This is a genomic window from Halomonas qaidamensis (assembly GCF_025917315.1).
GTDB classification, from domain to species: Bacteria; Pseudomonadota; Gammaproteobacteria; order Pseudomonadales; family Halomonadaceae; genus Vreelandella; species Vreelandella qaidamensis.
The window spans coordinates 1,992,606-2,006,126 of record NZ_CP080627.1 but is presented as its reverse complement, the minus strand read 5'-3'; the positions used below and the strand labels follow the sequence as shown (position 1 = coordinate 2,006,126).

The 13,521-nt window shown below is 51.3% G+C and carries 12 protein-coding genes, 1 tRNA gene and 1 other RNA gene; 8 read left to right on the top strand and 6 right to left on the bottom strand.

Annotated features, from left to right (window positions below; translation table 11 throughout):
* Positions 1 to 179 precede the first annotated feature (179 nt).
* The 3 genes from betA to betI all read right to left on the bottom strand — a co-directional run bounded on the left by betA (position 180) and on the right by betI (position 4,059).
* Complete coding sequence (gene betA, locus K1Y77_RS09335) at positions 180 to 1,856, bottom strand: choline dehydrogenase (protein ID WP_030072640.1); 1,677 nt, start codon at positions 1,854 to 1,856, stop codon at positions 180 to 182.
* 99 nt (positions 1,857 to 1,955) lie between these two features.
* The gene (gene betB, locus K1Y77_RS09330) at positions 1,956 to 3,425 is read right to left on the bottom strand and encodes a betaine-aldehyde dehydrogenase (protein WP_264428126.1); all 1,470 of its coding nucleotides are present in this window, start codon (positions 3,423 to 3,425) and stop codon (positions 1,956 to 1,958) included.
* Between the two features lie 10 nt (positions 3,426 to 3,435).
* On the bottom strand, positions 3,436 to 4,059 hold the full coding sequence (gene betI, locus K1Y77_RS09325; protein WP_264428124.1) for a transcriptional regulator BetI: 624 nt from the start codon (positions 4,057 to 4,059) through the stop codon (positions 3,436 to 3,438).
* 190 nt (positions 4,060 to 4,249) lie between these two features.
* Between betI and K1Y77_RS09320 the strand changes: the two genes are divergently transcribed.
* The 5 genes from K1Y77_RS09320 (at position 4,250) to K1Y77_RS09300 (ending at position 6,957) form a co-directional block, all read left to right on the top strand.
* A complete protein-coding gene (locus tag K1Y77_RS09320; RefSeq protein ID WP_264428122.1) occupies positions 4,250 to 5,182 on the top strand; it encodes a choline ABC transporter substrate-binding protein in 933 nt (310 codons plus the stop codon).
* Positions 5,183 to 5,301: 119 nt separating this feature from the next.
* A tRNA-Met gene (locus K1Y77_RS09315) sits at positions 5,302 to 5,378 on the top strand.
* 56 nt (positions 5,379 to 5,434) lie between these two features.
* Positions 5,435 to 5,531: signal recognition particle sRNA small type (gene ffs, locus K1Y77_RS09310), an RNA gene on the top strand.
* 155 nt (positions 5,532 to 5,686) lie between these two features.
* Positions 5,687 to 6,448: a DUF3750 domain-containing protein gene (locus K1Y77_RS09305; protein ID WP_264428120.1), complete on the top strand. Its 762-nt coding sequence runs from the start codon at positions 5,687 to 5,689 to the stop codon at positions 6,446 to 6,448.
* Positions 6,449 to 6,612: 164 nt separating this feature from the next.
* Positions 6,613 to 6,957, top strand: a complete 345-nt coding sequence (locus K1Y77_RS09300) for a hypothetical protein (RefSeq protein WP_030072696.1) — start codon at positions 6,613 to 6,615, stop codon at positions 6,955 to 6,957.
* 102 nt (positions 6,958 to 7,059) lie between these two features.
* On the opposite strand, the gene K1Y77_RS09295 is transcribed toward K1Y77_RS09300, so the two are convergent.
* The gene (locus K1Y77_RS09295; RefSeq protein ID WP_030072698.1) at positions 7,060 to 8,340 is read right to left on the bottom strand and encodes an MgtC/SapB family protein; all 1,281 of its coding nucleotides are present in this window, start codon (positions 8,338 to 8,340) and stop codon (positions 7,060 to 7,062) included.
* 236 nt (positions 8,341 to 8,576) lie between these two features.
* On the bottom strand, positions 8,577 to 9,089 hold the full coding sequence (gene mntR / locus K1Y77_RS09290; protein ID WP_264428117.1) for a manganese-binding transcriptional regulator MntR: 513 nt from the start codon (positions 9,087 to 9,089) through the stop codon (positions 8,577 to 8,579).
* A gap of 192 nt (positions 9,090 to 9,281) precedes the next feature.
* Between mntR and K1Y77_RS09285 the strand changes: the two genes are divergently transcribed.
* The 3 genes from K1Y77_RS09285 to K1Y77_RS09275 are packed head-to-tail and all read left to right on the top strand — an operon-like array spanning position 9,282 to position 11,971.
* On the top strand, positions 9,282 to 10,178 hold the full coding sequence (locus tag K1Y77_RS09285; RefSeq protein WP_404813864.1) for a metal ABC transporter solute-binding protein, Zn/Mn family: 897 nt from the start codon (positions 9,282 to 9,284) through the stop codon (positions 10,176 to 10,178).
* A gap of 6 nt (positions 10,179 to 10,184) precedes the next feature.
* On the top strand, positions 10,185 to 11,009 hold the full coding sequence (locus K1Y77_RS09280) for a metal ABC transporter ATP-binding protein (RefSeq protein WP_035536538.1): 825 nt from the start codon (positions 10,185 to 10,187) through the stop codon (positions 11,007 to 11,009).
* A gap of 14 nt (positions 11,010 to 11,023) precedes the next feature.
* Entirely contained in the window at positions 11,024 to 11,971 is a 948-nt protein-coding gene (locus tag K1Y77_RS09275) for a metal ABC transporter permease (protein WP_320055262.1), read from the top strand.
* On the opposite strand, the gene K1Y77_RS09270 is transcribed toward K1Y77_RS09275, so the two are convergent.
* A complete protein-coding gene (locus K1Y77_RS09270; protein ID WP_264428115.1) occupies positions 11,956 to 13,494 on the bottom strand; it encodes a cation:proton antiporter in 1,539 nt (512 codons plus the stop codon). The two genes, K1Y77_RS09275 and K1Y77_RS09270, sit on opposite strands and share 16 nt — an antisense overlap.
* Positions 13,495 to 13,521: the final 27 nt, after the last annotated feature.

The window sequence follows — 13,521 nt, the reverse complement described above, 5'->3', positions numbered from 1 at the left end:
TATAATGAACGCATTTAAACGTATGTTTGAATATTGGCAGAGTCACTAGCCAAAGTGCAAGCGTTTCACTGTCATACGTTCGCGTTATATCCCTACTGTAGCGTACATAAGGCATAAAAAAACGCCATGGCATATGGCCATAGCGTTTAGCGTTACTTTATAGGTTGATAGACTGCGTTTTATGAAGCCTGTTTAGCTGGCGCGCCGTGAGCGACATAGTAATCAACGTTGGCGCGGGGTAGTGGCTCGCGGCCGCGAATCTGGTCAGCAATTTTCTCCGCCAGCATGATGGTTGGCGCGTTGAGGTTGCCGGTGGGAATAACAGGGAATAGCGATGCATCAACGACGCGTAAGCCTTCGAGCCCGTGCACACGGCCTTGCCCATCGGTGACTGCCATCTCACCTTCGCCCATGCGGCAACTGCCACAAGGGTGATAGGCGGTTTCAGCGTGCTGTTTAACAAAAGTGTCAAGCTCTTGGTCACTTTGTACGCTAGGGCCAGGTGAAATTTCACGACCACGGTACTTATCAAAGGCGGGTTGCGCGATGATATCGCGGGTTAAGCGAATCGCATCGCGGAACTCTTGCCAATCTTTCTCTTTGGCCATGTAGTTAAACAAGATGCTAGGGGCCGCGTGCGGGTCTTTTGAAGTGAGGCGAATCCGCCCGCGGCTTTCCGAGCGCATTGAGCCAACGTGGGCCTGGAAGCCATGTGCTTGGACGGCGCTTTTACCGTTGTAACTAATCGCGATGGGTAGAAAGTGGTACTGCAGATTTGGCCATGCTTCCTCATCATTGCTACGAATAAAGCCACAGGATTCAAACTGGTTACTGGCGCCCACGCCAGTGCCTTTAAACAGCCACTCAGCGCCGATTTTTGGCTGGTTGTACCATTTCAGCGCTGGATACAGCGAAATGGGCTCTTTGCATTCGTATTGAATGTACATTTCAAGGTGATCTTGGAGATTTTCGCCTACACCGGGAAGCTCATGAACCAACGAAATACCCAGTTCTTTAAGCCACTCGGGATTGCCTACCCCAGAACGCTGGAGAATCTGCGGTGAGGCAATGGCGCCACCACACAGCAGTACTTCTCGGCGGGCGCGAGCCTGGTGTGGCTGGCCTTTTTGCTCGTAACGCACGCCAACAGCACGCTTGCCATCAAACTCAATCACATCCGTGACGGCGTGGGTTTCGATGGTCAGGTTGCTGCGCTGCTTGGCAATGTCCAGATAACCGCGTGCCGTAGACGCGCGGCGGCCCTTGGGCGTGACGAAACGGTCCATAGGGCCGAAACCCTCTTGCTGATAGCCGTTTACATCGTCTGTTTCTGGATAGCCTGCCTGCTTACCCGCTTCGATAAACGTGCGGTAAAGCGGGTTATTGCCAGCTTTAGGCGTGGTCACGCTGACCGGGCCGTCGCCGCCGTGGTAATCATTAGGGCCAATATCGCGGGTTTCGCACTTTTTAAAATAGGGCAGGCAACTGAGGTAATCCCACTCTTCCAAACCGGGTTCTTTGGCCCAGTTATCGTAATCTAGCGCGTTGCCGCGGATATAGCACATGCCGTTGATCAGCGATGAGCCGCCCAGGCCTTTACCCCGACCACACTCCATACGGCGGCCATCCATATGTGGTTCGGGATCGGTTTCAAACGCCCAGTTGTAGCGTTTGCCCTGTAGTGGATACGCCAGTGCAGCGGGCATTTGGGTACGAAAATCGAAACGGTAATCGGGGCCGCCTGCTTCAAGCAGCAAAACGCTGACGTCGCTGTCTTCGGTCAGGCGGGTGGCCAGCACGTTACCCGCTGAGCCGGCGCCGATAATGATGTAATCATATTCACGTGATTGAGACATGCTTTTACCTTGAAAGAGCCGAATGATGGGTAATGAACCGGCAGGTATAACTGAAAAGCTTCTTTTCTATATGCCTACCGGTAGCGTCCATTACTTCGATTAAAACACCGACTCAAACGGTCCCATTTCGATTTGCACAGACTTGGTCTGGGTGTAATGATTCAGCGTCTCAACGCCGTTTTCACGGCCAATGCCCGACTCTTTGTAACCGCCTACCGGCATTTCGGAAGGCGACTCGCCCCAGGTGTTGATCCAGCAAATACCCGCTTCTAGCTGGTGAATAACCCGATGAGCGCGATTCAAGCTTTCGCTGAACACACCCGCTGCCAAGCCGTAGTTGGTGTCATTGGCGCGACAAATAACCTCGTCTTCGTCGTCAAAGGCAAGTACGGACATCACCGGGCCAAAGATCTCTTCTTTGACGATGCGCATATCGTCAGTGCAGTCAGTGAAGATAGTGGGCGCCGCCCAGGCACCATTCGCCCAGTCACCGGTATTCCACTCATCACCGCCAGCCAATACCCGCGCGCCTTGCTCTTTACCTAGGGCAATGTAGGAAAGCACTTTTTGCTGGTGTTCAAAGCTGACTAGCGGGCCAAAGTTAACGCTGGGGTCCATCGGATCGCCCGCTTTAATGCGCTGAACGCGCTCAACCAGCTTCGCCTCAAAGGCCTCTTTAACGCTGCGCTCAACGAATACGCGAGTGCCGTTAGTGCAAATCTGGCCACTGGAGTAGAAGTTGGCCATCATCGCGGCATCGGCGGCACGATCTAAATCGGCATCGGCAAACACGATCAGTGGCGATTTGCCGCCCAGTTCCATAGTGACATCTTTCAGGGTAGAGCCACCGGCAGCGGCCATGACCTTTTTGCCAGTGCCTACTTCTCCAGTAAACGATACCTTGGCGATACCTGGGTGCCCAGTCAGCATCGCGCCAACGCGGCCATCGCCTTGAACGACGTTAAAAACACCGTTGGGCAGGCCTGCTTCTGTGAAAATTTCGGCAAGCTTGAGAGCGGTTAGCGGTGTGACTTCACTGGGCTTGAAGACAATCGCGTTACCCGCTGCCAGCGCAGGCGCGGCTTTCCAGCAGGCGATTTGAATAGGGTAGTTCCAGGCACCAATAGCGCCAATGACGCCGAGTGGCTCGCGGCGTGTATACACAAAGGAGCTATCGCGCAGTGGAATTTGGCTGCCTTCAATGGCAGGGGCAAGGCCTGCGTAGTATTCCAAGGCATCGGCACCGGTCACAATATCGACGCTGGCAGTCTCGCTGATCGGCTTACCGGTGTTTTGAGTTTCCAATGCAGCAAGCTCATCGTTGCGATCTCGTAACAGTGCAACCGCGCGCAGCAAGATGCGTGAGCGCTCCATGCCGGTCATTGCTGCCCATTCACGCTGGCCGTGCTGGGCGGCTTCTACAGCGCTATCGACATCGGCTTGGCTTGCTTGGCCAATGGTGGCCAGCAGGCTGCCGTTATAGGGGTTGGTAACGGTAAATGTTTCGCCGGAGGTGGCATCTACCGGGCGACCATCAATATAAAGTGGCTGTATATCTTGAGCGGCCATGTTGGTCTCCTTACTGTGTTTCTGCAGTGGATGCGCGTTGATGACATCCATAATGAATAAGCAGTTGGTCGAGATAGGTGTGCGCAAGATGTCGCGCTTCAGGAGCATCGAGCCCTTCAGGCGTAAGCGCACCACGCAGCCATAGACCATCAATCATCGCGGCCAGCCCACGGGCGGCATTGCGGGCATCTGTTCGGGGCATTACACGCTGAAATTGATGGCATAAATTGGCGTACAAACGGCGGTCGTTGACATTCTGAAGCCGTTGAAGCACCGGCTTATGCATGCTGCTAGCCCAAAAGGCGAGCCACGTTTTAGCGGCAGGGCCGGTCACCTGAGTGCGATCAAAGTTACCTTCGATGATGGCGCCGATGTGAGCGCGAGGAGAGTCGTCTTCTAACGCGCGGCGGCGTGCGGCAACGGCCTCGCTGAGGTCAGTCAAAATTTGCCGCATGGTTGCTTCTAGTAGGCCATCCTTACCGCCAAAATAGTGGCTGATAATGCCGGCTGAGACGCCAGCATGACGGGCAATCCGCATGACCGTCGCTTCTGCTAAACCAACCTCGTCAATGGCCGCCATGGTAGCCTTAATTAACTGCTGGCGGCGTATCGGTTCCATTCCCACCTTAGGCACAGCTATCTCCTACTGACGTTGAATGCCCATTGGCTCCTGCCCTTGAAAACCAGGAGTAGGCATGATTACCTGACCATGATGGCATTTTTTTATTGAACGTTCAATCAATAAAAGGGTGCATTGTTATCCTGTTCCTACGACTTATACGTACAGGGCGTGTTCATATAAAACCGATAATGGGGAAAATCAGATGAAACGCACATATACACGAAGCGTAAGCACGTTATTACTGACAGCCTGTTTACCGGCGGCTGCCTATGCAAACGAGTGTAGTAGGGTTCGCTTCGCAGAAGTGGGTTGGACCGATATCACCGCAACGACGGCGCTGGCTACCGAAGTGTTAGAAGCGCTTGGCTATGAAACCCGTGTTGATACCGTTTCGGTGCCCATTGCTTACGCGGGTATGCGTAACAATGATTTTGACGTTTTTTTAGGGAACTGGATGCCCTCGATGGCTTCAATCAGTGACCCCTATGTAGAGCGCGGTGAGGTTGAGCGTTTAGTGGTCAACCTTGAAGGTGCCAAGTACACCCTGGCAGTACCACAATATGTTTATGATGCGGGCGTAACCTCGGTTAACGATTTGGCAGAGCATGCTGATCAGTTTGAGCAACGCTTGCACGGCATCGAAGCTGGCAACGATGGCAATGAACTCATTGAGCAAATGATTGATGACAACGCTTATGGGCTAGGTGATTGGCAAGTCGTTGATTCGAGCGAGGCGGGCATGCTGGCTGAGCTTCGCGCGCGGGTGCCCAATGAAAAATGGATGGTGTTTTTAGGCTGGGAGCCACATCCCATGAACACTAATTTTGAGATGGCATATTTATCGGGTGCCGATGACTATTTTGGACCCAACTTGGGAGGTGCAACTGTGCATACCAATACCCGGGCAGGGTTTGTTGATGCGTGTCCAAATGTTGGTGAACTGCTAAAAAATATGACGTTCACGCTGGAAATGGAAAACCAATTGATGAGTGCCATCATGGACGATGGGGTAGACCCGCGAGAGGCCGCACGCAGTTATCTTAACGACAACAGTGATGTGTTAGAAGTGTGGCTTGAAGGGGTGACGACCCGTGATGGCGGAGAAGCACTGTCGGCAGTCCGAGAAGCTTTATAAGCACGCACTGCCTCTAAGCGTATTTTTCACATTCAAGGTTATTGAACAAAAGGCAGGTCGTTTTCGGCTTGCCTTTCGTCGTTAAGATAGGCATAATCTGCACCCGTTGATGAGGAAAAGGCTACGTAGCTCAGCTGGTTAGAGCACATCACTCATAATGATGGGGTCCCCTGTTCAAATCAGGGCGTAGCCACCACATCAGCGTTAGCACATTCATATGTTAAGTATCAGAGTGTGCCGTTATGGTGGCCCCTTAGGTCCTCCCGCAACGCTAAACTGCAAACCCCGCCAGGCCCGGAAGGGAGCAACGGTAGCGGTGGCTGCGTGTGCCGGGATGTGGCTTTTGGGGCCGCCTCCATTTCTGCTTTGGTTTTTCCCCGCCGTTCTATTTTTTCTTGTATTTGCCCTATTATTACCCTCTTACCAGCACCATTGGTTGTTGTGCCTTTGTTTGCGCATTCTCGTTAATTCAGGTATTCAGATACTTTTGCTCTGGATAACCCTATGAAACCTATACTGCGCTGGCTGTTTGGCCTGGTCGCGTTATTAGCGCTACTGCTTGCGGGGCCTGCCTGGCTATTGGCGAGCAATCAAGTAGACACTGATGGTCACTGGTCAACCCTTGATCGTTCTTCAGCGGGTTTAGCGCCTGACCCTGAGAGCGTGCAAGAGGCCGTTGTTCAGGTTTATGCCGCGCGTGCTTATAACTGGCGCGGAGCATTTGGTGTCCATATCTGGATTGCAACAAAAGCAGAAGGGGCGGCGGACTATCGGCTGCACCAGGTATTGAGCTGGCGTCGGCCAACCGTGGTTTCGTCAATCGATACCCCTGACCGGGCGTGGTTTGGTAACCCTCCAGAACTACTGGCAGACTATCGTGGTGAAGAAGCTGCACGCTTGATACCAAGGATTGCCGAAGCCGTGGCGCGCTATCCCCAAGCCGACCTTTATCGGGTATGGCCTGGCCCTAACAGTAATAGCTTTATTGCCTGGGTAATAAGAGAGGTCGAAGGCTTAGACGTTGCATTGCCAACCACTGCGGTTGGTAAAGATTATTTGTTTAATGGTGTTGCTGCCACAGTGCCCAGCGGCTCTGGCTATCAGCTTTCCCTTGGTGGGGTGATGGGCATTATGTTTGCGCTGGAAGAGGGATTGGAAATTAATCTGTTGGGGCTGAGCGCGGGCATTGATTTTATGCGTCCTGCTATCAAGCTGCCTGGTATCGGTCGTCTTGGCATGCCTGCCAAGGTGGCAGGTAATGAATAGCTAGTTAATAGACGGCCAGTTAATAGGCAGATGCATGACGCGGCAGCGCACTCCATACGCCCCGGCCCTTGGTTCAGTTAACCTGCTAAGCGGCAGTACAGCTCAATAATCAAGCAAAACGAATCATCAAGCAAAACCAATCATCAAGCAAAAGGAGCACTCCAGTGACACATCAAACCTCGTTGGTGCTTCGTTTGCGTGCATGGCTGCAGTCGCTGCCTGATAACGCCGTGCCTACTACCTATCGAGACGCCGCGGCAGCCATGCAGTTAACGCCGCCTGGTACCATACGGCAGGTCACGGAAGCGCTGGAAATTATGATGCGCGAGGATATTGCCGCCGAACGCCCAATGATGGCAGCTCTAGTGATCAGTCGGCGGGGCGACCTGCCCGGGCCGGGGTTCTTTGAGTTGGCAGTGGCGCTTGGCCGCCTGCCGGAAGATCCTGCATCGCATCGCATGGCCTACCGCGAAGAGTTCGACCACGCCCTTGCCTCAAGACGTCTTTAAGTACCGTCTTAAAGGAGCGAGTACTTGAAAGCGAGTACTTGAAAACGCGTGTCTGAAAACGAGTTGTTGAAAGCGTTTTATTGCCCACCACGTTAATCTGATCTATTGAAGCCATGCGACTGTTAACCCAGCCGCTAATGACAACAGCATAGGCCCCGCCACCTGTATACCCAATTCTTTGCAGCCAATGGCACCAGCGATAGCCGATTTTACTAAGTTGTTGGTGGCTGCTGCGATGACAATGCCGATGACGGCTGTTTGCAGGGCTAGCGAGTCCTGAGACATCCGAGTTAGTGACAGGGTGATAGCATCTACATCGGCTATTCCGGAGGTGGCTGCCAGCACGTAAATGCCCAAATCACCTAGCCATGCCTGCAGGAACTCCCCCAACAGAAGGATAGCCACCAATAATAGGCCAAACAGCAGCGCGGGTTTTAAATCTAAAGGATTTTGGGTAAGTTCCGGTCGACCTACGTTTAGGCGCTTCGCGTATCGCTTCCAGATGAAAAAGGCAGGTATGTACAGTAACAGGGTCATCACCACAATAGGCCATACCAGCCTGGGTAATAGCGCAGGGTTAATCAAGGCACAGTAGATCAGAATGCGTGGGAACATAGTGCCGCAAGCAATGAGAATGCCACTAGCAAACTGTGGGCTTACGTCTGGCGAGAGCTTGGATTGCCTAGCATAGTGCAGTGTTAAAGCGGTAGAGGAGCTGAGTCCCGCAAACAGGCTGGTAAACAGAATGCCTTTGCTAGTACCTGCCAGCCGAATGGCGAAGTAGCCTACAAAGGAAACCGAGGCGATCAGTACAACCATCCACCAAATTTCTTGCGGGTTGAGAACGCCGCCAGGACCTAAGTCTTCATTCGGCAGCAAGGGCAGCATCACGACTGAGATAACCAGCAGCTTTAAAGCTGCATCTAACTCGTGTTCTTGCAGCTTATCGATTAGCCCATGTATCTCCTGCTTGTTATCTAACAGTAGTGCTGTTACTACCGCGGCAGCGGTGGCGATGGCTGGGTCTATGGCAACGGCAATAGCGCCATAGCAGAAGGTGAGCACGATGCCGATGGTGCCAGTGATACTGAAATTACGTATATGGGTGAGCCTTTCATTAAATGCCACCAGAGCCATAGCCACTACGCTAATGAGCAGGACTGGAAAGGCCCACTCGGTAACTTCTTTTGCCAGCAGGGCAGCCACGCCCCCTAGCAGGCCAATCAGGGCAAAGGTGCGAATACCGGCAATTCGTTCTCCGCTGGCTTGTTTCCTGGCATCCCATCCGCGCTCTAAACCAATAATAGCGCCCAATAGCAGGGCAATGGCTAGATGAAGGCTAGTTTGGTTGTCAATAATAAACTGACTGGTGACGTCATCCATGGAGTGCTCCGCTATCAAGATAGCCAGTCAACGAAAATAGTAATGCTGAACATTGTATGCCCTAACATGGACATTGATGGTAGTAAGGCGTGTGGGTATGCCCGCACGCGTAATGAGTAAGCGATAATGAATAACTATACTTAGAAAGTGTCAATAAACAGTACTAATAGAAAGTTTTATTATAAGGCTCTGTTATAAATTTATGTTGTAAAATGCTGATAAATAACTATTTTTGGCTATTTTTGCTGCTGTTCAGTAAAGCGCTTCATGATGGACAGCGTTGTATCGCTAACATGGTGTTCCATGCCTTCGGCATCAATGCGGGCCGTGCTGTCATCTACTCCCAAAGCTCGCAAAAAATGCAACACAACATCGTGGCGTGCCCGGGAAATTTCGGCCATTTTTTGCCCTTCCTCGGTAAGGAAAAGCGAGCGATAGGGCTTGCTTGTCACCAAGCCTAGCTCGTTCAGGCGGCGAATCATTTTAGAAACGGTGGCCTGGGTCACTGCCATTCGATTTGCGATATCTGCAGCGCGAGCTTCCCCACGGTGACGTAATAAATCGCCGATTAACTCGACATAGTCTTCAATTAACTCGGTTTCGTGAGCATTGCGTACGGTTTCATACTGCTGTGCATGCTGCTCCACGGGAGGAAGTGCATCTCCACTTTGCCCCTGCGCAGTGGAAGAGCTAGCAGGAGAGTCAGACGGCAAGTCAGTTGAAGAGTGCTGCTGTTGGTATTCACTCATTGGCAAAGTTTATCAAGGTTAGTGGAAACGTTAATTGGTGATGGTAGCGCATTTTTTCAGATAATTGTTAGCCAAGGCTAAACTGTTTGCACAAAGCTTTTTTATTAAGCTACAGTTGTACGTGTTGGGATCCTAGCACAGGAGAAGTAACTAATGACTAAGCAGCTTGGGAGCACGCAGTACGGTTGGGTAATGTTAAGCGCCTCAGTGATCTTTTCAGGCGCGATATCCTCTGCACAGGCGGAAGAACTGAATCAGGCACCTATTAACATAGCCGTGACATTTTCGGTGCTGGGTGATTTGGTTAAAGGCGTGGCGGGTGAAGACGCCAGCGTAACTGTGCTTACTCCTGTGAATGCTGAAGTACATGAATGGGAGCTAACACCCGATAACTTTGCTGCGTTGGAAGATGCCGACGTGGTGTTCTATAACGGCTACCAGCTAGAGCAGTGGATGCGCCAAGTGGAGGCTACGGTCACTGAAGATGTTCCCATCGTAGCGGTTGCTGAGGCATCGGAGTACCCCACTCAATCTATCGTTACAGGTGAGATGGAAGGCGATATCGACCCACACTTGTGGATGGATCCTCGTGCGGCTGGCGCCTACGTGCAGGCGATTGCCAACGTACTAGAAGATAGCTTGCCGCAAAAAGCGGATGCTATTCAGCAGCGTGCCGCTGAGTTGAAAAACCAACTCCATGAGCTACATGTTGAATTGCAGGAAGCGCTGGAAGTTATTCCTGAAGATCGTCGGGTTCTGCTTTCAAGCGAAGCGGCGTTTCTCTATTTTTCGGACGCTTACCATTTTGAACACGATGGTATCTGGGGAACCAACTCAGAAACGGAAGGCTCTCCTCGCCAGTTGATGCGGGTCATTGATATGATTAATGAACGCCAGCCCGCAGCGCTTTTTTGGGAAAGCACTATTTCAGATCGGCATGTAACCAGTATTGCGCGTGATACGGGCCTGCCCGTGGCTGGACCACTTTACGTTGATTCGTTAAGCGAGCCTGACGGTGAAGCTGCCGATTACTTTTCAATGCAACGCCATAACGTGGAATTACTGCGTCGTTACTTGGCAACTGAGTAAGTTTATATGACCACGTCCGTTTCAGGTGCAATCGCCGCGATTGAGGTGAAGGGGCTTTATGCAGCCTATCAACGGCAGCCCGTTTTAGAGAATATTCACTTGGCGTTTCCTGCTGGCCAATGGACAGCTATCGTTGGCCCTAACGGGGCAGGTAAGTCGACGTTATTTCATATTTTAACGGGTAGCATGAAGCCGCTTCGCGGGCATATAAAAGCGTTTGGCGAGGCGATTGAACATCATCGCAAGGCGGGCAGTATTGCGTATATGGCTCAGCGTGAAGCGATCGAGTGGGATTTTCCTATTTCGGTTCGGGACACCGTAATGAGCGCGCGTTATGGCCACATGCGCCGTGATCCTTTATGGAGGCAACTGTTACCTGCGCGCTGGCAGGCCGCTCGCCATCACCAAGCTGTTCAGAAAGCGTTAACCGATGTTGATATGTTGGCACTGGCGGAACGACCGATTGGGGCCCTCTCTGGCGGCCAAAAGAAGCGGGTTTTGCTCGCTAGAGCACTAGCTCAAGAAGCCAATATTCTGTTGTTGGACGAACCTTTAGCGGGCGTTGATCCACCCAGTGAGCAGCTCATTCTAGATGTATTAAAACGCGAGCGAGAAGCAGGCAGGACGATCGTAATGGTTACCCACGATATGCCTGGGGCACGCCGTTATGTGGATCATGTTGTGCTCATCAACCGCTTTATTCGTGGCGAAGGATCGCCTGAAGAGATGCTAAGTGATACCAAGCTAGCCGAGCTAGCTGTCAGTTCCATCGAGCAGTCGGCAAACGATCGTACGCAGCGCGCTAAAGATTCTGCGCTAGCGCATAAGTAATGGGCACAATTGAGATGTTACAACTGTTAGATACGATAAGTAGCGCCGTGGTTAGTGGGCTAATTGCAGCGCTAATGGTGCCCGTTAACCTTCTGCCAGACAGTATTTCCGATGCGTTTCAGTATGCCTTTATGCAGCGAGCATTGCTGACATCGATGATGGTGGGCGCTATCTGCGGCATGCTCTCCTGTTATGTGGTGCTGAAACGTTGGTCGCTGCTGGGTGATGCGATTTCCCATGCGGTGCTGCCTGGTGTCGCCATCGCTTATTTGGTCGGGCTGCCTTTTTTTATCGGTGCTTTCGTCACCGGCGCGCTGACCTCGTTAGGGATAGGCGCAATTGAACGCCATACGCGAATCAAGTCAGATGCGGCCATGGGCATTATGTTTACCGGAGCCTTTGCGCTTGGCATTGTACTGATCAGTAAAATTGCCTCCAGTACCCATTTAATGCACATCTTGTTTGGCAATGTGCTGGGTGTTCAGCAGTCGGCATTATTACTTACCTTGGCTGCCAGCCTTGTTGCTTTATTAGTCGTTTGGCTCGCTTTCAGGCCGTTAATGCTTTATGCATTTGATCCAACCCAGGCACAGGCGCTTGGTTTTAATACAGGTATCATCCATTACGGGCTGATCCTATTACTAACGCTGACTATTGTGGCTAGCTTGGAAACCGTTGGTATCATCCTGGTGGTGGCGATGCTGATTACCCCAGGAGCCACTGCCCATCTGTTAACCGATCGTTTTAAAACAATGCTGTTAATTTCTGTAGCAGTGGGCGTTGGCTCGGCTGTGGTTGGGCTCTGGCTTTCCTATGCACTAGATGTAGCTTCCGGTGGCACGATTGTCTTAGTCGCGACGGGTTGCTTTTTTCTAGCACTGTTGTTTTCACCTAGGCATGGTGTACTTATGCGCCTATGGCGACATCGCAAGATTGGTGCAAATACTCAAGGATTAGATTGAAGGCTTTCCCACGCTTTTTCCGCGATACCAATGCCTGCACCAGTCATTAGTAGGTAAGTTTGATTGACCCCTGCTTCATGTAGTGGGGCGGCTTCATCTTGAAAATTTATGCCAGCAAAAAGTTGTCCTGTAAAACCTGCTTTACGTAGCTCTCGGGCTGCAATTAATTTACTTTCCAGATCTGGTGTCGCTAATGTTATTGCCTTGAGTCCGGCAATATCTAGTTGATGCCAGAAGCCTACGTCTTCTATATCGCCATAAGAAACGTGACGTTCGTTCTCTGCTTTGGTTGGATCAGAATCAACGCCTGCAACTGACAGCCCCTTCTCCTTAAAAAAATCATAGGCAGCACTTCCAGTTCGCCCCATACCCAGTACCAGTACGGTAGCGCCGCCCAAGTTTACGGGCTGTTCATCGGGATGGTAAGTATTACGCTCAAAACGTAATAGTTTGTTTTCCCAGCGGTCAAATAGCCCGTGGGCCAAGCGGTTCAGCGGTGCTGCAATGACAAAAGACAACGCAACAGCGATTGCAAGTGGCACCAGCCACTCCTCTAAAATACCGGAAGCAACGATTAGGCCAAACTCACTGTAGGCGGTGAGGCTTAAACCGCCCAAAAAAGCGTTGCGCGCTCGAATACGGAATGCAATTAAGAGCGCAAAAAATAACAGCCCTTTTAAGGGTAAGACAATGGCGAGTACACCGGCAAAAATTAACGCATCAGTGTCAGGCAAACCAGCCATCCCTATTTGTAAGAAGAAGCTGATTAGTAATATTTCTTTCACTCCCCATAAAGCTTTGGAAAGCTCTTGAGCGCGAGGGTGTTTTGCAAGCAAGAGCCCCATTACTAAGGCACCTACTTCTGAGCTTAGACCTACTGCTTCAAAACCCATACCACCAACAGCAATTGCTAATACAGCGCCAAAAAGGACGAGCAGCTCATCATGTTGTGCAACGCTCATGAACCAATAAAGGAGGGGTCTAAATAGTGGCAGTAAAAATACCAGTAATGCCCATGGGCTAGGTGACTGACCACTATAGAAACTTAGAACAGCTATAGCGACCAAGTCCTGAATAATCAGAATGCCAATGGCGATCCGGCCGTGGAGCGCCCGAAGTTCCCGCTTAGCTTCAAGCACTTTAGCGGCCAGGACAGTGCTTGAAAATGAGAGAGCGATGGCAAGTAGTATTGCTTTGTCCATAGGTAGTGATAAGAAGACGACAAAGCTAATAGTAAAAAATAAGGAAGTAATGATTAGATGTATGAAAGCACTGCCTAACACGACTGGCTCAGCAAGGCTCCTTACATTTAATTTTAGGCCGATAGTGAAAAGCAGCAATAAAACGCCTAAATGGGCAAGATGCTCCAGCAGCGGCCCTGCTTCACTAGGGAGGCCCACACTGGGGCCAAAAGCGTTGAGTGCAAAGCCAGCGACCAAAAAGCCCACCAGAGGTGGTAAGCTGAACTGGCGGGCAATAATCCCAAAGATAAAAGCAAATGATAAAATTAACACTTCAAACATGCTGAATCCTTACTAGATGGACGGCTT

Excerpts from the sequence above, each read along its gene's own strand:
- K1Y77_RS09285 (WP_404813864.1), top strand. The coding sequence starts at position 9,282 with ATGTTAAGCGCCTCAGTGATCTTTTCAGGCGCGATATCCTCTGCACAG.
- K1Y77_RS09280 (WP_035536538.1), top strand. The coding sequence starts at position 10,185 with ATGACCACGTCCGTTTCAGGTGCAATCGCCGCGATTGAGGTGAAGGGG.
- K1Y77_RS09270 (WP_264428115.1), bottom strand. The coding sequence starts at position 13,494 with ATGTTTGAAGTGTTAATTTTATCATTTGCTTTTATCTTTGGGATTATT.
- betA (WP_030072640.1), bottom strand. The coding sequence starts at position 1,856 with ATGTCTCAATCACGTGAATATGATTACATCATTATCGGCGCCGGCTCA.
- K1Y77_RS09305 (WP_264428120.1), top strand. The coding sequence starts at position 5,687 with ATGAAACCTATACTGCGCTGGCTGTTTGGCCTGGTCGCGTTATTAGCG.
- K1Y77_RS09320 (WP_264428122.1), top strand. The coding sequence starts at position 4,250 with ATGAAACGCACATATACACGAAGCGTAAGCACGTTATTACTGACAGCC.
- K1Y77_RS09275 (WP_320055262.1), top strand. The coding sequence starts at position 11,024 with ATGTTACAACTGTTAGATACGATAAGTAGCGCCGTGGTTAGTGGGCTA.
- betB (WP_264428126.1), bottom strand. The coding sequence starts at position 3,425 with ATGGCCGCTCAAGATATACAGCCACTTTATATTGATGGTCGCCCGGTA.
- K1Y77_RS09295 (WP_030072698.1), bottom strand. The coding sequence starts at position 8,340 with ATGGATGACGTCACCAGTCAGTTTATTATTGACAACCAAACTAGCCTT.
- mntR (WP_264428117.1), bottom strand. The coding sequence starts at position 9,089 with ATGAGTGAATACCAACAGCAGCACTCTTCAACTGACTTGCCGTCTGAC.